The organism is Phormidesmis sp. 146-33, assembly GCF_052939515.1.
Genome location: NZ_JBJPHU010000053.1, coordinates 1 through 24,462 on the forward strand (window position 1 = coordinate 1; position 24,462 = coordinate 24,462).

General features: G+C 45.6%; 20 protein-coding genes and 1 other RNA gene. 1 reads left to right on the forward strand and 20 read right to left on the reverse strand.

Features of this window, described 5'->3' with window-relative positions; genetic code table 11:
• Nucleotides 1-109 precede the first annotated feature (109 nt).
• Nucleotides 110-496, forward strand: a transfer-messenger RNA (tmRNA) gene (gene ssrA, locus ACJ2PR_RS20225).
• Between the two features lie 362 nt (nt 497-858).
• Here ssrA and ACJ2PR_RS20230 read toward each other — a convergent pair.
• From ACJ2PR_RS20230 to hepA, 20 genes are all read right to left on the reverse strand, one after another.
• Entirely contained in the window at nt 859-1,053 is a 195-nt protein-coding gene (locus ACJ2PR_RS20230; protein ID WP_446878310.1) for a hypothetical protein, read from the reverse strand.
• 368 nt (nt 1,054-1,421) lie between these two features.
• Nucleotides 1,422-1,742 (reverse strand): hypothetical protein, encoded by a 321-nt coding sequence (locus ACJ2PR_RS20235; protein ID WP_446878311.1) that lies wholly within the window; start codon nt 1,740-1,742, stop codon nt 1,422-1,424.
• Between the two features lie 292 nt (nt 1,743-2,034).
• Complete coding sequence (gene crtC / locus ACJ2PR_RS20240; RefSeq protein ID WP_446878312.1) at nt 2,035-2,946, reverse strand: cyanoexosortase C; 912 nt, start codon at nt 2,944-2,946, stop codon at nt 2,035-2,037.
• Nucleotides 2,947-2,971: 25 nt separating this feature from the next.
• Nucleotides 2,972-3,580: an HpsJ-like protein, cyanoexosortase C-associated gene (hpsJ-C, locus tag ACJ2PR_RS20245; RefSeq protein ID WP_446878313.1), complete on the reverse strand. Its 609-nt coding sequence runs from the start codon at nt 3,578-3,580 to the stop codon at nt 2,972-2,974.
• Nucleotides 3,581-3,818: 238 nt separating this feature from the next.
• Nucleotides 3,819-4,490 carry a PTPA-CTERM sorting domain-containing protein gene (locus ACJ2PR_RS20250; RefSeq protein ID WP_446878314.1) on the reverse strand — a complete coding sequence of 224 codons (672 nt, stop codon included), beginning with the start codon at nt 4,488-4,490 and terminating at the stop codon, nt 3,819-3,821.
• A 661-nt stretch (nt 4,491-5,151) separates the two neighbouring features.
• On the reverse strand, nt 5,152-5,733 hold the full coding sequence (locus ACJ2PR_RS20255) for a hypothetical protein (RefSeq protein WP_446878315.1): 582 nt from the start codon (nt 5,731-5,733) through the stop codon (nt 5,152-5,154).
• Nucleotides 5,734-6,565: 832 nt separating this feature from the next.
• On the reverse strand, nt 6,566-7,759 hold the full coding sequence (locus ACJ2PR_RS20260) for a glycosyltransferase (protein ID WP_446878316.1): 1,194 nt from the start codon (nt 7,757-7,759) through the stop codon (nt 6,566-6,568).
• A gap of 6 nt (nt 7,760-7,765) precedes the next feature.
• Nucleotides 7,766-8,938 (reverse strand): glycosyltransferase family 4 protein, encoded by a 1,173-nt coding sequence (locus ACJ2PR_RS20265; protein WP_446878317.1) that lies wholly within the window; start codon nt 8,936-8,938, stop codon nt 7,766-7,768.
• A gap of 191 nt (nt 8,939-9,129) precedes the next feature.
• Nucleotides 9,130-10,389, reverse strand: a complete 1,260-nt coding sequence (locus ACJ2PR_RS20270) for a glycosyltransferase family 4 protein (RefSeq protein WP_446878318.1) — start codon at nt 10,387-10,389, stop codon at nt 9,130-9,132.
• On the reverse strand, nt 10,386-11,813 hold the full coding sequence (locus ACJ2PR_RS20275) for an O-antigen ligase domain-containing protein (RefSeq protein WP_446878319.1): 1,428 nt from the start codon (nt 11,811-11,813) through the stop codon (nt 10,386-10,388). The genes ACJ2PR_RS20270 and ACJ2PR_RS20275 overlap by 4 nt, the downstream gene beginning before the upstream one ends.
• Nucleotides 11,810-12,778 (reverse strand): glycosyltransferase family 2 protein, encoded by a 969-nt coding sequence (locus ACJ2PR_RS20280; protein WP_446878320.1) that lies wholly within the window; start codon nt 12,776-12,778, stop codon nt 11,810-11,812. The genes ACJ2PR_RS20275 and ACJ2PR_RS20280 overlap by 4 nt, the downstream gene beginning before the upstream one ends.
• Complete coding sequence (locus tag ACJ2PR_RS20285; RefSeq protein WP_446878321.1) at nt 12,775-13,899, reverse strand: glycosyltransferase family 4 protein; 1,125 nt, start codon at nt 13,897-13,899, stop codon at nt 12,775-12,777. The genes ACJ2PR_RS20280 and ACJ2PR_RS20285 overlap by 4 nt, the downstream gene beginning before the upstream one ends.
• Nucleotides 13,900-14,071: 172 nt before the next feature.
• On the reverse strand, nt 14,072-15,205 hold the full coding sequence (locus tag ACJ2PR_RS20290; protein ID WP_446878322.1) for a glycosyltransferase family 4 protein: 1,134 nt from the start codon (nt 15,203-15,205) through the stop codon (nt 14,072-14,074).
• A gap of 23 nt (nt 15,206-15,228) precedes the next feature.
• Nucleotides 15,229-16,359, reverse strand: a complete 1,131-nt coding sequence (locus tag ACJ2PR_RS20295) for a glycosyltransferase family 4 protein (RefSeq protein WP_446878323.1) — start codon at nt 16,357-16,359, stop codon at nt 15,229-15,231.
• A gap of 41 nt (nt 16,360-16,400) precedes the next feature.
• Nucleotides 16,401-17,240 carry a hypothetical protein gene (locus ACJ2PR_RS20300; RefSeq protein WP_446878324.1) on the reverse strand — a complete coding sequence of 280 codons (840 nt, stop codon included), beginning with the start codon at nt 17,238-17,240 and terminating at the stop codon, nt 16,401-16,403.
• Nucleotides 17,241-17,546: 306 nt separating this feature from the next.
• A complete protein-coding gene (locus ACJ2PR_RS20305; protein ID WP_446878325.1) occupies nt 17,547-19,643 on the reverse strand; it encodes an HAD family hydrolase in 2,097 nt (698 codons plus the stop codon).
• A 73-nt stretch (nt 19,644-19,716) separates the two neighbouring features.
• Complete coding sequence (locus tag ACJ2PR_RS20310) at nt 19,717-20,664, reverse strand: glycosyltransferase family 2 protein (RefSeq protein WP_446878326.1); 948 nt, start codon at nt 20,662-20,664, stop codon at nt 19,717-19,719.
• A gap of 30 nt (nt 20,665-20,694) precedes the next feature.
• The gene (locus ACJ2PR_RS20315) at nt 20,695-20,862 is read right to left on the reverse strand and encodes a glycosyltransferase (protein WP_446878327.1); all 168 of its coding nucleotides are present in this window, start codon (nt 20,860-20,862) and stop codon (nt 20,695-20,697) included.
• Nucleotides 20,863-20,875: 13 nt separating this feature from the next.
• Nucleotides 20,876-22,309: a glycosyltransferase family 4 protein gene (locus ACJ2PR_RS20320; protein ID WP_446878328.1), complete on the reverse strand. Its 1,434-nt coding sequence runs from the start codon at nt 22,307-22,309 to the stop codon at nt 20,876-20,878.
• Nucleotides 22,310-22,377: 68 nt separating this feature from the next.
• Nucleotides 22,378-24,225 (reverse strand): heterocyst formation ABC transporter subunit HepA, encoded by a 1,848-nt coding sequence (gene hepA / locus ACJ2PR_RS20325; RefSeq protein WP_446878329.1) that lies wholly within the window; start codon nt 24,223-24,225, stop codon nt 22,378-22,380.
• Between the last annotated feature and the right edge of the window lie 237 nt (nt 24,226-24,462).

Below are 24,462 nucleotides of genomic sequence, written 5' to 3' on the forward strand. Positions count from 1 at the left end.
CTGTACCCAACTCCTAGCCAGAATCCCCCGTGCTTCAGCCGGGGGAGTGGCTCAATTTTAGAAACCATTTACCACGGCCACAATCTCACGCTATAATGAGAGAACGCACGGGGCTGTAACGGTTTCGACAGGTTGGCGAACGCTACCACGTGATGCAGGTCGAGAGGGAGTCCACTCTCGTAAATACAGGCTCAAAACACAGTACATGCGAACAACATTGTACCCTTTGCTCGTAAAGCAGCAGCAGTTGCCTAACAAAAACCTCTCATAGGTTCGAGCGTCTACGGTTTGACACCGTTAAGGATCGTAGACAAACCCCAACGGTTGCTCTAGACGATCGCCTCTGGTCGGTTTTCTAGCTAAGACAATACTAGAGAATCCCACTGTTCGGGATAATGAACAGTTCCCGCTTGAGGATCAGAAAAGCTAAACCTGTGAACGATCGGGGTACTAATACCCAATTTGGACACGGGTTCGACTCCCGTCAGCTCCACTACAACTCGTCGCTTTAGATTCAAATCTTTGTGCGACTCAGCCCGAAGGTTAGACAACTTATTTAAGACTCATCTCGGAGATGAGTTGTCTAACCTCTAACCCCAATAAACTTTCTCCAAGCTCTCGCGATCAAGACGGCATTAAAGCCTGCGCTAATCGACAAAGCGCATAATAGATTACTTCAAGCCAGGATGCTTGGGTGGCGGCAACTTCTCTACAACACTGCCTACCGCTGGTCACACATTAAAGACTTTACAGTAGACTTCCTGCCTGAATACCTGGCGATCAATGTTAGCTTCGCAAGTGCCTTCGGCAACGCGGCTATCAGAACAAAGTCCACCTTCGTGCACTAAGAGCACATTTCTAAATTAATTGGCATTGAAATGGAAGTCCAGCTTTTTGACATCGCGCGCTATCGGTTGAGAACAGCCCCCCATAGCTCGGCTTGTGAGGTTTGCGGGTGTCTTTGAGATAAGCGAGGCGAATTTGACGCTTGAGAACAGCAAGCAGTGCCAGCTTCTTATTGTGCGGCGGCAAAATGGCAACGAGCAAAGGCACCTTTCACAAAGACGACTGTTATCGATGCACCGATTTGACCCAGACAATCCCCTCTGCCAACAGCAAGCCAGAATCGAAACAGTGCAGCGCAACGGACTACGATTGTTAACAGCGACAGTTGAAGGGACTGGTTAACGCACAAAACTTGGGTAAATTGGAATTATTATGCAGATGTTTGGCGTTCGGAAGAATTTTGTAGCTCGACCGATGTTAAAGCCCCTCAAAATTGGCAGCTTGGGGGCAAAACCGCCAAACAACAGAGCGAAAAGACTTCATCAAATCGACAAAGGCTCAGTACCATGCTTGTATTATGCAGGTTCCCTAGAGTTGGGAAAAAGCACTAACAATGTTACTTCAGAGATTCCCGGTTAGAGAACATTAAGTTTAAGCACCACTAAACCCACTAGCGCGACCAGACCGAGTGCCTGACGGAAATAGTTTACTCCCTCAAGTAGCTCTTGCCATGCCCAGGTAAATAGAGCACCAAACGCGACTAAATCTAATCCTGTGTGAAGAGTGCCGTTGGGAATCACGACTTGAAGTAAAGTTGCGGTCAACCCAACCAAAAGCGGCAAATTGGGCATCTGAGCAATCACGATGTTGCCCTGATCATCTCGAAATGTACGATCGAACAAAGTGGCGTTCTGAGCTTCAATGCTCTCTGGATTGCGGTTCAATTGGGACGACATTTGATCTATGTGAATGTGTTTGAAATCAAATGTTAGCGCTGTTCCGCCGCCTCGGTGCCTGACTAAAGTAAGAGAATAAAGTAAGAGAATCGCCACCAGCTTTTGAGAGATATCCCCAAAGGCAATGTTGAGAATTAAGGCTAACTTCTAACCTTCACCAGACACTTGTCTAATCTCGATCGTTTAATGCGTCCTCGTCAGGGCTGACACCTTGAATTTCCTCCTGCCCCAAAAAGAGGGAAAAAGTCAGCCAAGTTGCAGAGTAACGATTGTTAAGTTAGTCATTGGGGAATCAAGAACGCGACTTACGGGGCTGTAGTTGCAACATCCACATAATCAAGTAGTAGTAGAGCGTGAACAGAACCCCAGAGAAAATCTGTCCCCCGATCGGCCCATGCCAAAACTCAAATGAAGCCTTGCCCCAGTAGACGGATGCAAAGGTCAGCAGCACAATGCGAGGAATGTTTGTCAGCAAGGCTAATGTGATTCCAAATCCAATCAAACCAATAGTTCTCAGCCAGTTTAGTTTGAGAAACAACCCCAAGACTAACCCAGTGAATGCCAGCGTAATTGCCATATCAAATCCACTACAACCCCCTAACACCTGTACACCACCTGTCGGAAGCGTGATAGTGTCATTAAGAGAAACAGCGGGTTGCCCGATCGCCCTGAGCGCCAGACCTGCAAACCAGGCCATACCGTTTTCTAGCATGTTGAGAGGAGTCAAAAGTCGCCAAACTGTACTACTCAAATACACATAATCAGCGTACAAACTAGCTAGTAGTAAAACAGCGGGAAGTCGATATTTGAGCAAAAAAGCGCTGCCCCAGGTACTCAAGACAATTCCCACAAGCACTAACATGCAAATGAAGGCTTCTAGCGAAGATGAAAAGCGACAGAATGGAAAGAAGCCTGCTCCTCCCAAAATCATGAGATACCCGATGACTCGATCGTCTTCAGCCGCTCTAAGTTGTTTGATTCGAGATCGTTGTTGCCAAAGGTGCTGTACACCCAAGTAAATAAAGGCAGCATTCAATAAGACACTGGGTGATCCGTTGAGGGTGCTTCTCCAGAGAATGCTGAACCAGGTCGGGAAGTAACAGGCTCCTACCAGTACACCAAAGGTCACAATGCAGTGGTGAGGAGTCTTGATACTATACTTCAGCAGCTTTGGCCCATTGCGGACGATCGTTTGCCATTGCATAAGGGGGGACTAAGACGGGGAGCAATTAGTTTCTAGTAGACCGGATTCCAAATTGACCTAAACCAATTAAAGCAATCCCCACGACGACCAGGTTGCCGACGCTAGCAATGCCTGTGCGAATGACGGAGGATTGAGCGTTCTGCTTAAGAGATTCGACCTGGCGATCGAGGAGTTGAGGCACTTGTTTAAGCTGTTCTGGCTTGAGGTTGGGAGCCGCAGACGGATTTTCTTGAAGTTTATCTAATTGCGTTCTGACCTGAGCGGCCTGGTTGCTGATATTCGTGAAGGCGAGTTGCTGAAATACCAGGCTATCGCGAATTACCAGAATGCTAGACAGGGTAAAAATTCCTCCTACTACCAGGCAAGTTAGGGCAAGCCGTTTTCGCCAGAGACGTAGGTCTAGAATGCCATACATCAATAGGGCTAAACCAAAGAGCAAAATGATGCTGCGATCGCTCATCTGTTGTAGGAAGCCGATGCGCCACTCGATCGAGGTGACATTAGGTGGAACTGCCAGCACCAGCATATCGATGAGGAAGCCTGCGAGACAAGCGGCCCCGACTAACCGACAAAGCGATTTGGCACCATAGGAACTGGTACTACCTTGAGCAGAGAGAGAAGTCATACTAGCCATAAGACACCTGAAAGAGGCTGACGATACCAAAGAGAGGGATACAAGACGTATCTGATAAATGATTCAACAACTGGATTGCGAAACCGGAGCTAAGATTACAATCTAGCGTGGGTAGAAAGGGGGATTTTGAGTTACAGTCTTCTCCTGTTAGAAGGAAGCTTTCAACTCTAGTCCCCCAAGAAAGTAAGGCAGATCAACCCCCATCAACTTGAGCCGATGAGAGTTCTACCTATTCTGATTAGGCTTCGGTTTCTACTTCTACAGCTTGCTGTTTCCGCTTCCGCAGCACCCCGGCACCTAGCGCCAAAAGACCTGGCAGTAAAGCAGGGGTGGGAACAGCGGTCAGAGATAGAGAGTAGCTGCTGCGAGTAACCCCAGGGAGTTGGGAGGTGAAAAGACCTGTCGCAGCGATCGAAGACGTACTAGTTCTGAAAATACCAGCAACAGTAGCGTCTCCATTACCAGTGTTGTAAATGAACTGAGTCAGATCGAAGAATACGGGTGTGGTCCTTAAACCACCTAGAGAAAGGTCTAGACCCGAGATGAAGTTAGAGATCAAACCATTGAAGGTGAGTGTTGGTGCACTACCAGTTAAGGCTAGATCTTTAATGCTAGGCAAAGGAGACACAAGAACACTAGCAATGTTAGCATTCAAAAAGCTGCCTGTGTTGCCCCCATCAACACCAATCCCTTGACCAGAAATCGCATTATTGAGGGGATTGGTAAGGCTGAAGAAGTTTAGGGCGTTGCCACTCAAAGTTACACCACCACCTGTCACGCCTGGAGACGACAAATTAATGGTGCTGCCTGGGGAGATTGAGGCTGCTTGAGCAGGAGACACGGCTACTGTTCCGACCGTTACCGTTGCTGCAACTGCTGCTGCTGCAAAGAAAGTTTGCTTGAGATTCATAATCGTTGTTACCTACCAATGTGTACAGTTGTTTTGAGTTGAGCCGTTCAGACTAAACCAGGCAGGCTACCTGCATGTAATGTGTGATGATATTCATAGCACAGGTGAATGTTAGGGAAAACACCAGACCAAACACATCGCAACTAAGGAGTCAGCTTGTGAGTTGAGTCTAAGACCTGCCAATTTTTGGTAGCCTGGCAATGCACCGCTGGTAGATTTGATAAACTCCAGAAAGCCCCAGTAGAATTTCTAGGATCACGCACCCAACATGTTCTTTTAATCCCTCCATCATTGTACGTGTTATCGCAGAGGGACGAACAGTGAAACTAACATCTTCACCGGAGGTTAATACAATATGACAGTTTGAAGAACGTCACTCTCCGAGTGTTTACGTAACGTCTGAGAAAAACCAGCAAGCCCGTCCTAGCCTTAAATTTATCGCCAAAAACACAGTGCTGCTATTGGCAGGTAATTGTCCTGCTAGAGTTATCAAGTCCGCTATCAGTAACGAAGACTTACAGTAAAATGGATGCTTGGGTCGCCTGGATGTGTAATCAAAAAAGCTTGAATCGCGATCGCCCCAGTCTGTGGCTTGCTTCGATCTAACAAATAACCGTTGTTGCAATAGTTACCGTACCTGCCCTTCCTGTACAAGATTGCTTTATTTACGCTTTGCAGTCCGCTTGCCGTTGCTGTAGAGACAACAAAGTTTTGGCGCAACTTCGACGATCGAGCAGCCATACTTTCGCACAAAGCGACCAAGGCTCTCAGCGTGGCGCAAAATCACCGCTATCGGATTGATCCCATGCCAAACAAGCCAAATGCTCCAGTTGATTAACTTTAAGGTGTTGTAGAAAGCAGGTCGAGTCAGCCACTCATGTACTGCAACTCTTGCCTCATCCAAAACACCTGCATACTCAGCCTCGATCGGAACATCACAAAACATAGAAGAATAAAATCCATGAATTCCGCTTACCCTTTGATTGCTGATCACAATGCGGTCTAAACAACTAACTTCAAAATGGTAGAGATTGTGGTAGCTCAGTGCTTCGCCACGTATCATCAAGGGACGGTCTACGAGTTTGACTTCCTCGGAACTAACACAGCCCAATTGCTTGCGGAGGGTGTTGTCTATCTCAGGTCGCCAGTAGGGTCTAAATTTACGAGGGGGAGCGGACTGTTGTAAACAACCCACTGTGCCAATATCAGCCTGTATCAACTCAATGAGCATTTCTACTTCCATCTAAAACTCCTGATCTTAAAGCCAAGGAAATCTGGTACAGAAATTCCGTAGATGCAATAGAGACGATGCACCGATGTGCGACTTCTTTAAGCCTCCTTTGGGGGTTGGGGGAATCGACTTGTAGATAGCCTCCCGTTGAAGTTCCTGGCGGGAGCATCCCAATTGTGTAGCCCAGTCTTTCTGCCCTCACCCTCTCCCCAGGGAGCAACCGTGTACACACAAGTCGTTGTCGCTTCGTTTCAGGCGGCTTCAGCCCCCTAAATCCCCCATGCTGGGGGACTTTGACCAAGGAAAGATTTCCAAAGTTCAAAGCCATGACGACGGCTCAAAGTTCCCCATTTTTGGGGGATTTAGGGGGCGAAGGGTCTCAGCAATGACAGATCGATCAACTTGTGTGTACACGGCAGCCCCAAGGAGCAAGAGATCTGACTCCCTTCTCCCTGGAGAGACGGGCTGGCGAGGCTCTCGCCCCACTTCGTGAGGAGGGAAATCCGAGAGTTTGCACAATTGGGATGCTCCCGTTCCTAGCTCTCTCGAAAAGGACGGCATGAGTCTAAAGCACATCGCGCTAGGATCGTTCTGAGAGCCATATCCTCTCAAGAATTTTTGAGAAGCTTAAAAACTGGAAAAAGTAGCCCTGCACCCTTTCTCCTAGCCATTACCTTGAATTATCAGGAAAGAAACCCTAGTAGATTCCTGCCAACTCTTTGTATTATGCGAAACTTTCTAAAATAAAGCAATCGTATAAAAAGCAATCACTAATAATCAGCACTCTATGGAACTAGAATTAGACATTTTGCTGAGACTGACGTGAAGCCCTTACATCCCCTAATCACTCCATCGTCACTTGAGAAGTCGATCGCTGCGGGATCTGTTGTAGAAGTTGAGCAATTTGTTGATTTGTGACGGTTAGGTGAAAGCGCTGTCGAGCGACTTGTTGGGCGTGAACTGCGATCGTCTGACTGTGATCTGGGTGATCTCGACAGTTTTGAATCGCTGCTGCCAACTGCAAGGAATCTCCTGGCGGAGTCAACCAGCCTGTTTGGTTGTGGGTGATTAGCTCGATCGCGCCTCCTGCTGCTGCCGCTATAACAGGTCGCCTACACAACATTGCCTCTACAATCACTCGTCCAAATGGTTCTGGTGCTGTTGAGGTATGGGTAATTAGATCACAAGCCGTCATCAGAGCAGAGATATTCGTCTGAAATCCCAAAAATTGTACCCGCTGTTGTAGTCCCAACTGTTTTACTTGTTGGTGCAATTGTTGCACGTATGCCTCTTCGCCAAACAGTGCATCCCCCACAAAGATCGCCATCACCTCCTCTGGACAGTGGGTGAGCGCCGTTAGCAGAATGTGCTGTCCTTTCCAAGGAGCGAGCCGACTAAAATGACCTACAACAAATTTGCCTGCGTGCTTTAAGTTCTCCAATGCTGCGGGACGCTCAACACTGATCTGCTCAGAAGAGTTCATGGAGGGTGCTACATCAGATTCTAGTGCAAACCCGTTGTACACGACAGTGGTTAACTCTGCTCGTCCCCCTGCTGCTACAAATGCCTGCTGTGTTGCTTGGGAGTTGGCAATGATTCGTGAAGCAAATTGATTGGCAAGTGTCACCGCGAGACGAAGATTCGATCGGCTAAAGTGTTCCTGTGACAGAATATCGTGCAGGTGATACACCAGAGGACGACAGCCGAAGTAACTAGCGATCGCTCCCACAACTAGCGCTTTCTGGGTATTAGCATAGATGAGATCATAATCCTGGCTCAGGTAGATGACTTGCTGAATCAAAGGCACCAGCCGCCAAAAACTCCCCAGACTATGCAGGAAACTGCTATCTTTACGAACCTTGAGTGACTGCTCAGACAAGACTCGTACCGGAATCTTGGCTTGCTCCAATCGCTGTCGGAAAACACCATCGGTAAACAATCCCACCAAACAAGCATCCCCATAGTATTTAGCAATGTCGAGAAGACACAGTTCTGCACCTCCTAAATTGCCCGTCTGGTCTAGAAACAGAATTTTCATCGCTGTTTAACTTAGTAACACAGTGCGAACTTGGGGCGCGATCGTTTGCCAATCAAACCGATTACAAGCATACTCCCGACACTCCTCCCGCGTGGGCAATGACAAGGCACCTGTTAGTAGATCAATAATGTGATCGGCAATTTCGTCTGCTTCTGGCGTTAGGGTGACTAGATCTGGACTCAAAGGAGCTAAAACTTCAGGCATTCCTCCCACAGGCGTACACATTGCTGGAGTGCCACAGGCTAGAGACTCAACGAGAATTAAACCAAACCCTTCTAAGCTCTGACTGGGAACTACAGTCAAATCCGCCGCCTGATAAGCAATAGGTAATAAATCATCCGGGATGTACCCCAAGAGTTGAACATGATTGCTTAACCCCAATGCCTGCACTTGTTGTTCTAGGGGGTCGCGCAGGTGTCCTTTTCCCGCGATCGCTAACCACACTTCTGGCACCGCTTGCTTAACGCGAACCATTGCTTTTAGTAGTTGCGGTAGTCCCATCCGTTGGACAAGACGACGAGGCGTAAACAAAATCTTGCGATCGGGGTGCCAGTTTAATTTAGCGCGGGCCGCCTGACGAGAAAGATTGGGCTGAAACGTTGTGGTATTAACACCGCCTGGAATAATGTGAATCTTCTCCCACGGAACGCGATAGGTTTCATGCAGCAATTGACCAAAGGCTTTACTCAAAACAATGAAGCGATCGCTGCGGTTATAAACTTGTTGTTCTAACCAGCATTGAAAGTAGTATTTCAAGTTCTGTTGTTGGGCACTCTCCATTGCCCAAGGCCCATGAAAAGTAAACGTAACTGGAACATCTTTGGGCAGTTTTTCCAGAATTGGAAAGCTGTAGAGGGCAAAATGCAAGTTAATGGCGTGAGGGCGATGTAGAGATCTTTGAGAAAATTGTTGCCGAGCAGACCATAACCGATGTAGTAGAGGCTGCTTGGAAACAGCAAGATTAGTCATCATAATCGATGAATTTGTTAGCGTGGCTGGCAACTCTAAACCACACAACTCAACCTGATCGTTTTTGGCAGCAAGTTGCTGAACTAACTCATACACATAGCGATTTAACCCACCTGCAATGTTGGGAGACCACTCTAATGCTACTAAAAGAAGTCTCGCAGCTTCATTAACCGTGTTTTCCCTTTCCAGTGTTGTTGTGTCTACAGTCATAGTTTTTTGAAGGTGAAATCGACGCTGCAAGGTAAGTAAAATTGCAGAAATGGTAGCTTTTGAAGAAAGAAGTAGTAGATCGTTTCGACTGCACCTCAATTTAAGGTACTGGGATCAAATCGAACTTCCTCTCTAGCTTTGAATTCGCAACTAAGGCAATAGAGCAAACCCAATGATGCAGGCATAAGTTTCTAGTACGGAGCTATGTGATTCAACAAAAGCTCTTGGTAGAGAGCAACTGTAGACTGAACCATGTGAGGGATTGTGAATTGTTGGTTAGCAGTTTTCACGGCTGCTTCTGCCATCTGATTCCTTAAGTGACCATCTTCAACAAGTTGCTTTAATCGTGCTGCTAATTCCTCAGATTGATTGAAGGGTACAATAAATCCGTTCATTCCATCTTGGATCTGGTCAAATGCCCCAGGCCCCGGAGTACGAACTGGAACTACTCCACATAGCATTGCTTCAGGAATAACTAGGGGAAATCCTTCTGCAAGACTGTGGCTTGGTAGAACTAGAGCATCCGCAGCCCAAAGTACTTGGCGAGTGTCAGTCATGCCAAGCAAGCGGACTAGATCAGAAACACCCGACTGAGTAACCTTTGCTGCGATCGCTGCTTTCTCATTGCCGTATCCTTTCCCAGCGTACAAGCCAATGATCTCAACGCCTGCTGACCGCAAGTGGGCGATCGCTTCCGTCAGAACAGCATGGCCTTTCTCTGGAGCCAACCGCCCCACATGACAGACGACCCAATCTTCTGGCTTTAATCCAAACGCCTCCCGTGCTTGGTGACGCTCTGTTGGGGTGGGAGGACGAAAGTAATTTTGATCAACCCCATGACAGATTAATCGGATTTTCTCCTTGGGAATCTCCAGTCCTATTTCAAAAGCCTGCTGTAATTCGCTACTGATAGCAATCATGCGATCGCCAAAAATAGAGCCAACATAACGGCTTAATACTCTACTCAACTTAACATCACTTCTCTCAGCGGCAGGCAGTAAATGACAGGTTGATACATAGGGAATACCATACAGTTGCCGCATAAGATAAACATAGGGGCAAAGCGTTAGAGAATGTACATGAACAATGTCAGGACTGAACTGACGGATAGCAGAAGCAAGTTGAAATAACGCCCGAACAGCCTGTGTCGCGTTTTGAATCGTAGGCTTTAGGCTTGAGAAGGGCATGAAGAAATGTTGAATCCCCTGCGCCTCAAATCGAGAAATGGCTCGTAATGCTTCATCTCGCGCTTCACTGGAACCAGCAGCCAAGTTACAAGCTAGAGCAACCTCCCAGCCCTGCTCTATCAGACTTTTTGAGAGTGTTAGCAGATGGACTGTAATCCCATTTTCACCCCACAAATCGCCTAGTACAAATAGGACACGCGGCTTGCAGTGAGCTTGAGTTGATTGGTGAACCTGCACAGAAGTAGAAATGGGTGTAATCGTCATAAAACTGACTCCTCAGATCGATTCACGTCAGATGATGTTAATGGGTTGCGATAGTACTGAATGGCTGCCAGACCCAATCCTAAAAATCCCCACAGCAACATTCCAGTAACTCCAACAAGAACTGTATTTAGCAGGAAGCGTGCTAACACAGTTAACACAACCGCTTGAATGACTCGAATAAATGGATCAATGCGAGTGGCGTTGGACTGAAAAACTTTAAGTAACAGCAACAGTAAGCCAATCAGATAAGGTAGTCCTCCTACCCAACCTAAATCTAACAGCATCAAAAATAGTGAACTATCGATCGGAGGGCTGCCAGTACCATCTCCCGTAATATTCGCTAAAGCGCCGTCTAGTTGAGTTGCATAAAACCCTTTTCTATCATTAGCGCTACCGTCATTCTCTAAGTCAGAGAACGTTGACAATCGAGAGTTGAGTAGCCCAGCGAACGGCTCAATAATAGCAAGCGGTACAACGCATAGTGCCATTACAAGTAGAGTTACGTGCATCCGAACCTGGGCACGTCCTTGCAGCAAAGCAATTAAAGAGAGTAATCCGACGAACCATCCGAGCCAAGCAGAGCGCATGATGGATAACAAGAAGCTTAAATAACCCACGATCGCGGCGGGCAATTGTAATGGAGTCTTACTGTGAAATAGCACAAGCAGCCCACCAGCCATTACGCCCCCAAAAGGCTCAACAGAATTTAGCGTACTCCAAACTCTTATCCCCATTGGTTCAGGGTTGCCCATCGTGGTTAGCTTAGTGCTAATTAACCAAAACCGATCCCATTCTGGTGCAACGAAGTACTGATACACCCCATACGCCCCCATCACCAAGACTGCCCACACAAAAACTCGCTCCAGATTGCGCCGATACTCTGGATAGTGTCGCCAATGGGCAAATAGATGGAAGCCGAAGGTAATGGGTAAAATCCATCCTAAAAAAGAGAGTGTTGCTGGTACAGGTTCACGACTAAGCAATCCAATGCAAAACGCATACCCTATCCCTGCACCAGCCAGAACAAAGGGGAGTGCACCTCGCCGGGACAAACGAGGGAGATGTTGCCAGACTGTGATGAACGTGAGCAGCGCGACGAGTGATGGTGCTAATAGAATGGGACTGGGATCGGTAAAACTACTTCGATAGTCTGCCAGCCGCCGAACCAGGGGAGTCAGAAACCAGAGCCACCAGCTAAAGCCTACATAAAGTAGGGGTGCGCGATAGTACAGCACAAAGCCAACGACAAAAGCTCCAGTCGGAAAAGCAACATTAAGGATGCTTCCAGCACCAACCAGGACAAGCATTGTAGTAAATGCAATTAATACCAGAATGGACATCCAAGCAGTGGCGGGTTGAAAGTCAAACCAGGCTGCTTGAGTGCTGAGGCGATGATTTGGAGTCGTGCTGGCCATCCCTTTCATAGTGAATCACTCTTTGGCAGATGTAGTAGATCAGGTGGTTGGTAGCTACTCCACCAAGTCTGGCAGGCAAGCCAGCGGGCTGCTAGAGATACGAAAAGTTTTTGTTGAGCAAGGTAAGCTCCTCTAGGTAAAAATCGCAAATACTGTAGGAAGCCTGGTGCGCTGCTTGTCCCAATCAAGACTGCCCAGATAACAAATATGAGCCGTTGAGGAACAGAGAAATGCTCCAGTAGCGCTAAAGTCTCATTGTGAACAGCATTGCTGAATGCAAGGGCATTAAATTGATCTCGCTGATCTTCATCAAATCGCTGTCCGCGAAAGTGATCAACTGCGATCGCCGGATCATAAATTAGCTGCCAACCTCGTTGTCTGACTGCCAGACTAAATGCCAACTCAAAATGCACCTGGGCACCTGTTCCTCGCATTCGTGAATCAAACCACAACCCCTGAATTGCGGTACGGCGAAAGCTCATATTGACTCCCTTGAGGACATCTACCTCGCGAGCGGCTCCAATGCCAATGTGGTGATTGCCAATCACTCGTCCAGACCACTGCACCTTGCCCACGATCTCACGCGCACCTGCTTCAAGTTCTGTGCCGTGATAAACCCAATCTCGACCGCCTACTCCCCCAATTTGCTCACTGGCTTGAAAACAGGCTTCAATCTTGGCTAACCACGTTGGATGGGGGCCAGCATCATCATCCGTAAAGGTAATAATATCCCCTGTCGCAGCTTCCAGCCCCCGATTCATAGCGGCAACAACTCCTGGCACCTGCACTGTAACAATTTGGAGCAGCAGGCGATCGCAGTTAAAGTCCCTCAACCATGACCAGGTATCTGCATCGGTATCTCGAACAATGAGTAAGACCTCATCGGCTAAACGAGTTTGTTGTTGCAGGGCTTCCAGGCAACGCTGTAAATCTTGAGGACGGCGATAGGTTGGGATAACGACGCTGATTTTCATCGCTGACCCACTTGCTCAAAGACATCAACGTAGCTTTTTGCTTTACTACTCCAGCTATGCTGTTGGGCGATCGTGCGTCCCATTTGTCCCATCCGAGTTCTCAGGTCAGGATCATTGGCGAGGTTTCTGAGTGCTTCTGCCAACGCTGTCGAGTCTTCTGAATCCCACAGGACGATTCCGCAGTCTGGCGTTACAATTTCAGCCGCTCCTGTTGTAATCGCTGTGATAACGGGCAATCCTGCTGCCATTGCTTCACTCACGACCATGCCAAAGGGTTCGTATCGGGAAGGAAAGACAAATAAATCGACGGCTCGCATGATCTCAGGCAAATCACGACGGTAGCCCATGAAATATACTCGATCGCTCAGTCCCAGGTTCGCGGCTAATTGGGGATAAGGGCTTCCATCGGTTGTGCCGACGATGGCAAGATGCAACTCAGGCACCTGCACTAGCGCTTGAAGAACCGTATCAAGATTTTTGCGATTGGTGCGAATGTCTCCAGCAAACAGGGCAAGGGGAACCTGCTTGGGTAAGCTGAGTGGAGTGCGATCGACAGAACCTGGTGAAAATTCGTCAGCATCAACGCCGTTGTAAATCACGCGAATACGATCGTCTGGAACGCCAACCTCCAGAAGCTCTTTCTTGACTCGTTGTGAGACAGCAATGATGTGTTTTGCTCGATGAAAGGCCTGTTTTTCCCAATGCGCATTTAAGACGGTGTAAAGCCACTGATAAGCGCTATGGGCATCGCGACGGATGTGAGAAATGTGGGAAGGCGATCGCAACCAGGCGCTATGGACAAACTGAACAGTATTGATATCACCGGAAGCTGAGGTGACAGCGCCATAAACTTGCACGACATCAAACTGTTGGCGATGAGTTTGCAACCATTGAGCACTCCGTTGGGCGAACACCAGTTCTTTGAGAAGTCGAGTTGGATATCCCTTAACAGGAATATTAACCCAGTTGACTTGGCTATGCTGCTGTAGGTCTGATGCCAGGTTTGTTGCAAGCAGAGTGACCTGATGCCCCTGCCGAATTGCTTCCCAGACAATTTCATAGTTGGCGCGCCCCTGTCCATCGCCTTTGATGACGCTAGGCGTTACGATACAGAGTTTCATTGGTCAGTATTTCCTAGATTCATTATGGCAAGTTTCGTTTTAGAGTTGCTATCTGTGTAGTTATCCATCTATGAGGACTCAACGTTACTGCATGGATAGACTTCCTTGTTGAGATGGGAAACAGAATGACTGTTGTCCAGGGGTCAACTAAGGCGCTGCATGATAAATAAGCTCAACAACGATTTTTTTCATAGAGTTCTAAAGTATGCTTCGCAATGGAACTCCAGCTATAGCTCTGTGCAGTAGTATAAGCGTTACGTCGTAGTTCTTCCAGTTTGAGGCGATCGCTAATCAACTCCTCCAAAGCCTGAACAATTGCTTCACTATCCCGTGGTTGAACTAAAATTCCATTTACTCCATCTGTTACAATTTCCATTGGCCCTGGTGTTTTTGTCGTAACGGGTGCCAATCCACACGCCATTGCTTCTGGCAGTACTAAACTAAAACCTTCCGATAGCGTGGGAGAGACCTTGATGTGATGTCCCTGAAGAAGAGCAGGCAACATTTCATGATCGTAGTGAGGAACGACTTTGACGCGATCGTGTACCTCAGAATCAAAATCAGCATAAACCTGTGTCTCTGAAGAGCCAGTTCCTAGGAAACTAACCATGACCTGTGGATACCGCAACAGAATCTGATTCAGTGCGGGTGTTCCATAGTGAATGCCTTTACGGGGAATATAACTACCAACTTGAGCAATACGAATAATGTCTGTTGGGTCTCTAGGGGTTAGTTCATAGGGCAAGCTCGTAAATTTTTTGGGGATACCATTCGCTACGATTTGTGCCCGTTCAAGTCGAACACCTAAATTCTCCACGGCATACTTCAGGTCAAGTTGGTTTAGTAACACAGCTAAATCAGCATCACGCAGCGAACTGGACACTTCCCAAAGCCGAAATCCACCATGATAGAAGGGATATTTCCAACTCAATGACAAATTACCGCGCTCTGCTTCTGTCAGATTTTCCAGATGCATGATGTGTTCTAGTCCGTGACTTCGCGTGACTAGCAGTGGGTTCCTGTCAGGGTTACGATGACGCAATTTTGCCCAAACCCAAGCATCTCCTGTTGATGCATCAATTACGTCCAGGGATTGCTGTTGTGTCAAGCCGCTAATATGTCTAGCAACAAACATTGGAAAGACGATCGCTTTAACAATTCCAGGCAGTTTGGGTGGTAGATCACTGAAGGAGTAGAAATGCACATCATGCCCTAGTCTGCGGTATTCTTGACCAAGTTGCCAGGTAACACCAGGAGCACCTGCATTTGGATCAAGGTCATGATGAATGGTAAGTAAAATGTTCATAGTTGAGATGGTTCAAATCTTACTCATCGATAAGCCCTCTGAATGTAAAAATCCTCAATTGCTTTTTCATATATTTTTTTCAGCCTATTAACATGAATGTCCATTGTGAATTCTTTTAGAAACAAGGCATAACCCTGTTCGCCTAAGTGGTAGCTCTTTTGATAATTGATACTTAAGTCGGTGATGGCATCAGACAACTTCAAGGTGTCATTAACTGGAACAAGAATCCCTGTTTGTTCATGTTGTAAATATTCTGGAATCCCACCTGCACGACTGGCAATCACGGCTCGGTGACGGGCATAGGCTTCTAAGGTAACTAACCCCGCAGGTTCAGGCCAAACACTTGGGAAGATCACAGCAAAACACTTTTCATAGAGTACGTCTAGCTTTTCAGAGTTACACCAACCATGCCAAACAACACGATCGCTCAATCCCAGTTGATTAACTAATTTCTCTATTTGAGGTTTATACCAACCATCCCCAGCAATATCAAGCTGAATCAGTGCACTCGTTTTTACTAAGGCAGTGATCAACCATTGAAGACCTTTGTCAGGAACAATGCGCCCTACAAACAAAATTCTTTGATTCCGGTGTATCTCCTGTGTTAAAGGGGCAAAAGTGCTTTTTAGAACTGCGACACCGCATCTTAATGTGACAGTCTGTTCCAAAGGTAGGCCATTCTTAATTAATTGGCTACGAACATAATCACTATTTGCAATAACAGGGATTTTGAGTTTTTTCAGTTTGCTTAATAATTGATAGGAGGTTGATATTTTATGGACAATGTTTTGAGGTCGCTTGCTACCACAGCCGTCTACTAAATGCCCCCAAGTACATCCCATGACCGACATAGAGCGCGGGCAACTGACTGTAGTACTTGGTAGATAATGAGTTCCACTCGGACAGTAAGATGCATGATTGTGAGCTGTGAAAATTGAGGGGCATTCTCCAGTGATTTCCCCTATTGCTGTTTCTTCGTGCGCGTGAAGCAGTTTGAACTGGCTCTGATCCAGGCTCTTTAGAGATCTAATGATATGTTCACTCACTCCAGGCATTTTGTGGCTCGCTAGGGTAGAGACATAAGTCTCAAGCCCCCCTCCTCCCTTGCTGACAAGACTGGAAGCACACAGATAAACCAGCTTTTCGTAGTTCATTAGCTACCCTAACCCTATAAATCTTGTTCAAATCGATTGTCCTAAAGGCCTACGTTAAACCAAAATTTGTGCCTAACATCGTTAACGTAGTGTCTTAAAGCTATCTCACCACTAGCATATTTATCACAGTAGATAAATTGATCCTCAACGCTCAGAACATATTGATCAGGATTCAGTGGTAATGCCTGATTATGATGCAGTGTCAGATGAACCAATGTTTGCTCAGTGAAGTAGTTATTGAGTTCTTTCAGTTTTGATAATCGATGCAACGCAAAATCCCAGTTTAGATAGTCTTTGAACAAAACAAACCCTGCATTAATGGGGTTCAAGTTCTCAGATTGAGAGTAAATGATTCGCTGATCGAACTTAGCAGCGCAGTCAGGCAAGTATCGACAGATTCGGTCTTCTGACAAGAGCAAATCAATTAAATCTGCTGCCCCTGGGAAAAATAGAATATCAGAATCAGTATAGATAGTTGCTCCAGTAATCGGCAAAGATAAAAGAGCTGCTAACTTCTTTCCCATTGCTTGTTGTGCTGCATATTCATAAACAGCCTGAGGTAAATCCTTCCGAATTAATTGATTAATAGAAACAACTTGAACGCAGGGATGGATCTGGTGGAGTAGATTACAGCTTGATTCGGTGTAGCTACCATCTGAAATTACAATGAATTGCTCAGGAATTCCAACGTGCTGAATAAGCGATCGAATACTAGCAATCTGCTCGGGTAAATCTCGTTCGCAAGAAAGCGCGTACACTGTAACTGGAGTTTTTTGAGTTTGAGCAATGGGTTGCCTTACGATTTGAGGAAGAGCAGCCTTGTATATAGACCGAGTTATACGTCCTCGCAGCCTTGCAGTATGGTAGCCAACATTCACCATGGATTGATTTCGGTGTGAAACGACAGATATCTTCAGTCAGGATGAGGAGCGTCAGCGTTTTGAACCCCTGACCTCAATCACCTTCTAATCAGTTTAAGTAAATCGAGATAAGTTCTTGAAGCCCCCTAATACTTAACCATTCCCTCATCTGCTGCCCATTTAATTTCGGTCACTTGCTAGTTGCGTCCGAGGTTAATTTAAGAATTTCATAGGGTTGTTACCGCAATCGCATTTGGAATCGTTCAAAAAAATGTCCGAAGTATTGTTTTAAGAAACTCAACTCCTACTGCGCGAAACTTGGCGTAATCAATTGCAGCCTCTGGAACTGAACTTCAATCGTGCAACGAGGGAAATATTGGTAAGAATAAAGCTGCGGGATAGCAAAATAGCAGGGCAAGACTGTACTGCTTTTTTAGCTAGATTCCAAGCTAGTTGTTCCTTTCCTACAAGGTGTGCTTGTTGAGCAGAGCGAGCATAATTTAAGCTATCTCTCAGTCCTTTAATGATCTGGAGAACAACTTTTGCGAAGGGTGCGCTGCGTTGAATTGACGCAGGAAGCCAGACAAAATTGCTGACATAATGTTTGTCAAACATCATTCTAAAGCCATCTACTAGAGAGTAAGCGGGCGCAAGGTCATGAACCGTATCTTCTAACTGTTGATCTGAAAATGATTGACTACCGAACACTTGGGCTTCCTCTTTGTTTGGGGAATGGATAAAGGCTCTCAGCACGTCCTCTGTCACTTGATGAAAACACTTTACTTCACAGTCTTCAGGCTGCAAATAATCAGTCAATCGCTCAGTAAAATCTAGAATGGCTTGCTGCTGCACTAAGACTCCCCATTCGAGACCTCTTTCATTTTTCTCAGATCGCAGTATCGGAATGTAATGCTGGTCTTGTTTCTCGTATCTAACTGTGCTGCCATGATCCGCAGCCAGGGAAAGCTCTAAAATCGGAGAACTGCTGAGCGATCGCCGTTCAGTGATGTTATCAGGTTCTAAGAAGCAAGGAATGAAACGATCGACTAAAAATGGTGTAATCCGTCTTTCTAATCCAAAGTAAAACCCTGTCACTCCCTCTGGCGGATAGAGATTCGCGATCGCTAAGATTTGGCTGAATGAGCGTTGCGATCGCCCAGTCCAGCCAGAATCGACGATCGCAAACGGTGTCCCGTCACCAATACCTGTTTGTTTGAAGTAGCCGATCGCTTTTTCTCGATAGGTAGCAGCCAGGTCAACAATCCGATCAATGATTTCCCGATCCTGAAATGCTGATTTCAGGGCCGTGAACTCTTGATCTATCAGGCTTTTATCCCACATCGGGGCAGGTAAACTGTAACGTGTGAGCGCCTCAGCAATCTGTTCGGGTTGAAGGTTGACACGGGCACACGCAACCCGCACTGAAAAGAATGCAGGTCTATCAAAGAGCCATTCCTGCTCATTTTCACCAATTTGTTGAATTGAGGGAAAGTGAAAAGCTTGCCGGGAACCATAAAAATATTGACAATCAATGTCATAGCCCCACTTACGGCAGATAATTTGGGCGATTTTCCAGAGAATTTGTCCGTCTCTTGCCATGAAATACAGCCTCCGGATTCCCTGACGCTTCGCCTCCTGCAAGACCCAATGCACAAATCCGAAAAATACAGGGCCGATGACATTGGCAGCTGTATTCCAAATTATTTGCCGATGCCAGTCTTGTTCCTGGCAATGCAATCGAGATAAACGACTGGCACCTGCTAAAAGCGAACGAAATCGAAGTGGCAAGTGTTCGTTGTCTGCAATAAGTTCTTCATAGCAATTTAGATGTGTTTCTAGGAAGGGCTGTACTTGAATACCTAGTTTTTTGGGGACTTTGATATCAGAATACAAATTGTCTCCGGTGTGGTGGAGCTGAGAGGCTTTAAGCTTCTGCTGGGTGAGATGATGTTGGAATAGTTGTCCGGATACCTTATGAAGTCCGACTTCATTGGAGACATGCAGTACATCACCCTCTGCCCAAATTTGATGATCTTTGAGAAAGCGTCGAATCACCTCTAAGGGTAAGTACATATCTGAGAGATAAGCGATCGATTGATTTTGCTGATGTAACGCTTGAATTTTGAGCTGAGTGGCTGGAACTGGACGGAGGCTAGCACGTTCTAGTTGAATTTCATTGTGCATTGCTTTCTTGCTATCTATTTCGCTCCAATTCAAGGATTCAGCTAGTTGATCATAAATTTCCTGTAGTGTTACTTCATTCGTTGTAGATCCTTGTCTTGCTTTGTCCTCAGCTTTAATTCTCAGTTGACTCCAAGCTTCTGGAGAAATTGTAATTAGACCGCCGTACTTTAAGTGATTGCCTAACTCCCAAAATAAATCGGTTGGTTTAGCCCAGATGCGAGTCAAGATCGTGTCAAACACATCAAATGAGTGAAAGTGCGGCCTGATTGATTCAAGAGTCGGGTAAGATTGTTTCATAGAAGTTGCAAATTAGTTAAACTTTTTCGCTTTGTGCCCAACCCAATAATCTTGAATGTAGGGCTTTATAAGTCTGAGGTTTCAAAAATTGCTTGGCAGCAATCAAGAAAATTAGGTGAAGATAAGAGATAGAGAATATTAATTTTGGTCTTCTAATGAAAGCCTGCTTGGCGAACCAAAAAGCTTCATGAAAATCGTTTTTAATCAGGTATCCCCAAGCATATAAAGTGCACAGATGGCTAGAGCCAGTTCTTTCTACATTCTTAAATTCTTCTGGAGCTGACTGAAACGAACGTTCCATTACCCGATCAACTTCTTGAATCATTAACCTGAAGTTTGTAGACATACTATTGGGATATCTACGATATTGAACTAGTGGTTCTTGGATCACAAAAATTGGAAAATGCAGAGCAATGCGTAACCACATATCCCAGTCGGCCGCCGAGCTAAGGCTGCGTTCAAAAAAACCTACTTTTTCAAAACAAGTGCGTCGGACTAATGGAGTGCTACCGCAATAAAAGATATTAGAGCGAAATAGTTCTTTTGTAAGATCCTTCCCAGCTTCAGAACAATCATAGAGATCGATAAAATTTCCGTTGCGATCGACATTAGCTATCCAAGAACTTACCAAACCAACGTCTGGATGTTTTTCCAAATACTCTACTTGCTTTTCTAACTTCTCAGCTTCCCAAATATCATCAGCATCTAAAAATGCTAAATATTCACCTTGAGAAGACCAAATGCCCGTGTTCCGGGCTCCTGATAAACCTTGATTTTCTTGAGAAATTAGTTTTACTCTTGAATCTTTGATCTCAGAAGCCCATTCTACAATGCCATCAGGGCTTCCATCGTTAATGATTAAAACTTCAAAATCAGTAAAGGTTTGGTTTAGGACGCTTTCTAACGTCTCTGGAAGATAAGCCATTGCATTGTAAGCTGGGATAATAACTGAAACTTTGGGCATAATAACTCCTATTTTAATAACATGATTGCATTATTCTGTTACTAGCCTGATTCGTGGATTGTTATAGGATAGGATGATGTTACGACTGCTATCTGTAAACCCATCGTTAATGGTCAAAACCTCAAAGTCTTGAAAGGTTTGTGACAAAATGCTACCAATCGCCTCTCGAAGATAGCGATCACCATCATACACAGGCATCAATACAGTAACTTTAGGCCTTTTGTCTCGCCTCTTTTAGAACGTTCTCGTACAAAATGCTGTAACGCTCAATCATCGTCTCTGTTGAAAACAACTCCTGTGCCCGTTGACGGTTTTTTGAACCAATACTCAATCGCCGTTCACGATCTTCTAGAAGCTCAATAACAATATCTGCTAAAGCATCGCTATCACCAGGTGCAGCAAGCAGATTACGATCACCAAGAATTTCAGGAATCGCGCCGACATCATAACCAACAACTGGAAGCCCCATACTCATGGCAAAAGGGCTTACCTGTCCAAAACTTTCCCAATATACGGGAGCAATAAAAATGCTCATCTTCTCAAACTGATTAGGCAGTTGCTCATAAGAGACATAGCCAGTGAAAGTAAAAGCATCAGTGACACCAGCTTGTTTTACAGCGTCCTGATAGACTTCTAACAATTTGCCACCCCCTACGATAAGAACCTTTGTTTGTGAACGACGCTGAACAACTTTAATGAAAACATCAATAGCCGTTTCATTAATCTTGTCGCCATCTAAGCGGTAGACCATGCCAATGCAATCATCTGGAAAATCAGCAGTATCTTTTCTTGAAAAGAAGCAAACATCTGAACCAGGATAAACCGTTACATTTCGGCTGTTTAGGTGACCATGCTCACAAGCAACATAGTCACTAACATAGACATAGTACTTCACCTTATCACTGACGTAAGGATCAGTTGGAATATTAATGTTTTCAATCACACTGTAATTGTTTACTTGGATAGCCTGAAATACCTTGTCGTACCACTTCCAATCTCGTCCAACCCAATCATTCTCATGTGTACCCAAATAATGAATATGAACAATATCGGGCTGAAGCATTTGAAGGATTTGAAGCGGTTCACGAAAACCTTTAAACTGCTCAAATAGATGGATATTTATTCCTGCATATCCAGCAATATCTGGGAGTTCTTTAGTAATTACTTCTTGTTCAAAACGATGCCCCAAATGTTCAATCAAATCTACAACTAGTTGCGCCGAGCCACCCGTTCTAAAATTCCCGATAACGTGTAAAATCCGGGGTCGTCTTTCCTGAATAGGATGAATAATTTTAACCTGATATGGTTTGAAATCAGAGCTAAAATTTTTCTGGTTTCGGGAGCTTCTCTTCTGTTTAAGGATATCCTCTTTAAACCCATGGAGCTTATGTCTAAGGAAATGATACCTTTCGCGTAGTTCACGCTTTGTAGCTTTAAGAGTATAAAAAATTAGATAGTGTAGGTCTGAAAACATCTCTAACTGAGTGTAGAGGTGTTGATTTTCCACCCGAAGGGTATCAAATTTCGTTCTTAATGTTTGAATTTTTTCTGAAGACATACTATAAATATCAGTTTGAGATACATCTAGTATTTCTGAGCTAGAGGAATAAATCGATTTATTTGATTCGGTTTTTGATGTATCCACGTTCCAGGTTCTCCTAATAACAAAAACATTACATACAGTACGGAAATTGGTTCTAAACAAGGGTTGGTCTAACTGGAAGCCCCTGATTCATGTTGCATTTGGTGATACTTCCAGAGCCTACTGTGTTGTTCTAACAACTCTTGATATTTCCCTTGCTCTACAATTCGTCCCTGCTCAAGAACTACTACTTTGTCAGCTTTAGCGATCGTAGATAAACGATGCGCGATCGCTACCACCGTTCGACCTACCGACAGTTTCTCAATCGCGTCTTGAATCAACCGTTCTGATATCGAATCCAATGCGCTGGTCGCTTCATCCAAAATCAGAATTTCGGGGTTTCGTAGTAGAGCACGAGCAATCGCAAGGCGCTGACGCTGACCACCAGACAAGCGCACACCCCGATCGCCCAACAATGTATCAAAGCCCTCCGGCATATCGCGAATAAAATCTAGAGCATTTGCCCACTGAGCCGCCTCGATAACTTCTGCCTCTGACGCTTCAGGACTCCCATACGCAATGTTGTCGCGAACACTGGCATTAAAGATGAAAGTATCCTGACTAACCACCGCCAGCTTGCGTCGGAGTGAATTAACTTCAAATTGACACAAATCTACACCATCTAATCGGATTTGTCCCTGAGTCGGGTCATAAAACCGTGGAATCAAATCTACTAAAGTCGATTTACCTGCACCCGAAGATCCAATTAGAGCAGTCATTTTACCTTGTTCGATCGTCAGAGTAATATCTTGTAGAACTAGATTCAGGGGATCATAACCAAAGTCTACTGCCACAAACTCGATCGCTCGTCTCAAACCCAAGAATTGCTGTGTACCATTGTCGAAGTAGGTCTTGTCCTGTGTTTGGAGCAGTTTCTTTAAGCGATCGGCAGCCCCTTTGACGAAATTAAGCTGCATTCTAGTGCCATTGACCTCTTGCAAAATAGGAGCCAGCCGAAACAGCACAAAGAAAAACGTTAGTAATGAAGCGACCTGAAGTGTTCCCTGAGCTACGAAGAAGGTGAACGAAACCACAATCATCACAATCAGAATGGTAGTCGCGATGCTTTCTCCTAACGGTCTGACGATCGCCATCGCGACCACGGCTCTCTTAGAGGTACTTACTAAATCAGAACTTGCCCGATAGTAGCGTTGACGCTCAAAATCATGTGCTGCAAAAGCATGGACTGTGCGAATCCCATTGATAAATTCGATCGCTCTTGACGTAAAGTTCTCGCTGGCAATGGAAACCGCATAACCTGCTTCTCGCACTCGCGCATTCAAAGTAGAGATTCCGACTATCAGTAGGGTAAAGAGGAGGAGTGCAGCGATCGTGACTTGCCAAGAAATTAGAAATAGCGCTGTAAAATAAACCGTCGAGGTTAACAATCGAGTAATTAGAAACGCAGTCCCGCTAAAAACGGTTTTAAACCGCTCAATCTCGGTAGTAATCGTATTGACCAGTTCACCAGAACGAGTGGTAACAAAAAACTTGAGTTGGACTGCCTGAAGCTGCTCGAAGATCTGTTTTCGCAGCCGATCCATCAGCAAGAACTGAGTAGTTTCAGTGTAGATAGAGGATAGATAGCCGAGCGTCGATCGTAGCCAAGTCGTCAATAGAATAATCCCAGACAGACGATAGAGCCGATTCGTCGCCGATGCCTGACTGCCCAAAACCCACTGATCCAACCACTCAATCCCAGTTTGAAAAGCAGCAGCATCCGGTGTGGTCAGACTTTGCAAAAAAGACATCAGCAACCCAATTCCAACACCTTCCAACGCGGCTGCCAGCAAAGAGAAGACGATCGCTAGAATAGCCACACGAGGGAAATACTTAAACTCTCGCAAAATCAGATAGTGGTCTTGCCAAAACCGGGTTGTCCTCAGCAGTTTGTAAAGAGGCGAGCGGATTAGAATCATGCCTTATCTATAAGCTCCCAATTAACTTCTATGCACTTAGTTAGAATCTTTTCAAAAGGAGCTAATAAGCCCCAAATTCTGGAATTACTCTGGAGATCCTCAGCAAAGATGTCTAAATTTAGTCACACTGTCCCTACCATTCCACCTTCCTAACTAGCAAACAAGCTTTAACGGAAGGCTACGTTGGAGGGACTGAGATCTTAAAGACCGTCAAAGTCCACTCCGAAAGAATTCTAA

Bases quoted from the DNA above. Each gene is read 5' to 3' on its own strand.
- ACJ2PR_RS20235 (WP_446878311.1), bottom strand. From the start codon at position 1,742: ATGTCGTCCCAATTGAACCGCAATCCAGAGAGCATTGAAGCTCAGAAC.
- crtC (WP_446878312.1), bottom strand. From the start codon at position 2,946: ATGCAATGGCAAACGATCGTCCGCAATGGGCCAAAGCTGCTGAAGTAT.
- hpsJ-C (WP_446878313.1), bottom strand. From the start codon at position 3,580: ATGGCTAGTATGACTTCTCTCTCTGCTCAAGGTAGTACCAGTTCCTAT.
- ACJ2PR_RS20250 (WP_446878314.1), bottom strand. From the start codon at position 4,490: ATGAATCTCAAGCAAACTTTCTTTGCAGCAGCAGCAGTTGCAGCAACG.
- ACJ2PR_RS20255 (WP_446878315.1), bottom strand. From the start codon at position 5,733: ATGGAAGTAGAAATGCTCATTGAGTTGATACAGGCTGATATTGGCACA.
- ACJ2PR_RS20260 (WP_446878316.1), bottom strand. From the start codon at position 7,759: ATGAAAATTCTGTTTCTAGACCAGACGGGCAATTTAGGAGGTGCAGAA.
- ACJ2PR_RS20265 (WP_446878317.1), bottom strand. From the start codon at position 8,938: ATGACTGTAGACACAACAACACTGGAAAGGGAAAACACGGTTAATGAA.
- ACJ2PR_RS20270 (WP_446878318.1), bottom strand. From the start codon at position 10,389: ATGACGATTACACCCATTTCTACTTCTGTGCAGGTTCACCAATCAACT.
- ACJ2PR_RS20275 (WP_446878319.1), bottom strand. From the start codon at position 11,813: ATGAAAGGGATGGCCAGCACGACTCCAAATCATCGCCTCAGCACTCAA.
- ACJ2PR_RS20280 (WP_446878320.1), bottom strand. From the start codon at position 12,778: ATGAAAATCAGCGTCGTTATCCCAACCTATCGCCGTCCTCAAGATTTA.
- ACJ2PR_RS20285 (WP_446878321.1), bottom strand. From the start codon at position 13,899: ATGAAACTCTGTATCGTAACGCCTAGCGTCATCAAAGGCGATGGACAG.
- ACJ2PR_RS20290 (WP_446878322.1), bottom strand. From the start codon at position 15,205: ATGAACATTTTACTTACCATTCATCATGACCTTGATCCAAATGCAGGT.
- ACJ2PR_RS20295 (WP_446878323.1), bottom strand. From the start codon at position 16,359: ATGAACTACGAAAAGCTGGTTTATCTGTGTGCTTCCAGTCTTGTCAGC.
- ACJ2PR_RS20300 (WP_446878324.1), bottom strand. From the start codon at position 17,240: ATGGTGAATGTTGGCTACCATACTGCAAGGCTGCGAGGACGTATAACT.
- ACJ2PR_RS20310 (WP_446878326.1), bottom strand. From the start codon at position 20,664: ATGCCCAAAGTTTCAGTTATTATCCCAGCTTACAATGCAATGGCTTAT.
- ACJ2PR_RS20315 (WP_446878327.1), bottom strand. From the start codon at position 20,862: ATGCCTGTGTATGATGGTGATCGCTATCTTCGAGAGGCGATTGGTAGC.
- hepA (WP_446878329.1), bottom strand. From the start codon at position 24,225: ATGATTCTAATCCGCTCGCCTCTTTACAAACTGCTGAGGACAACCCGG.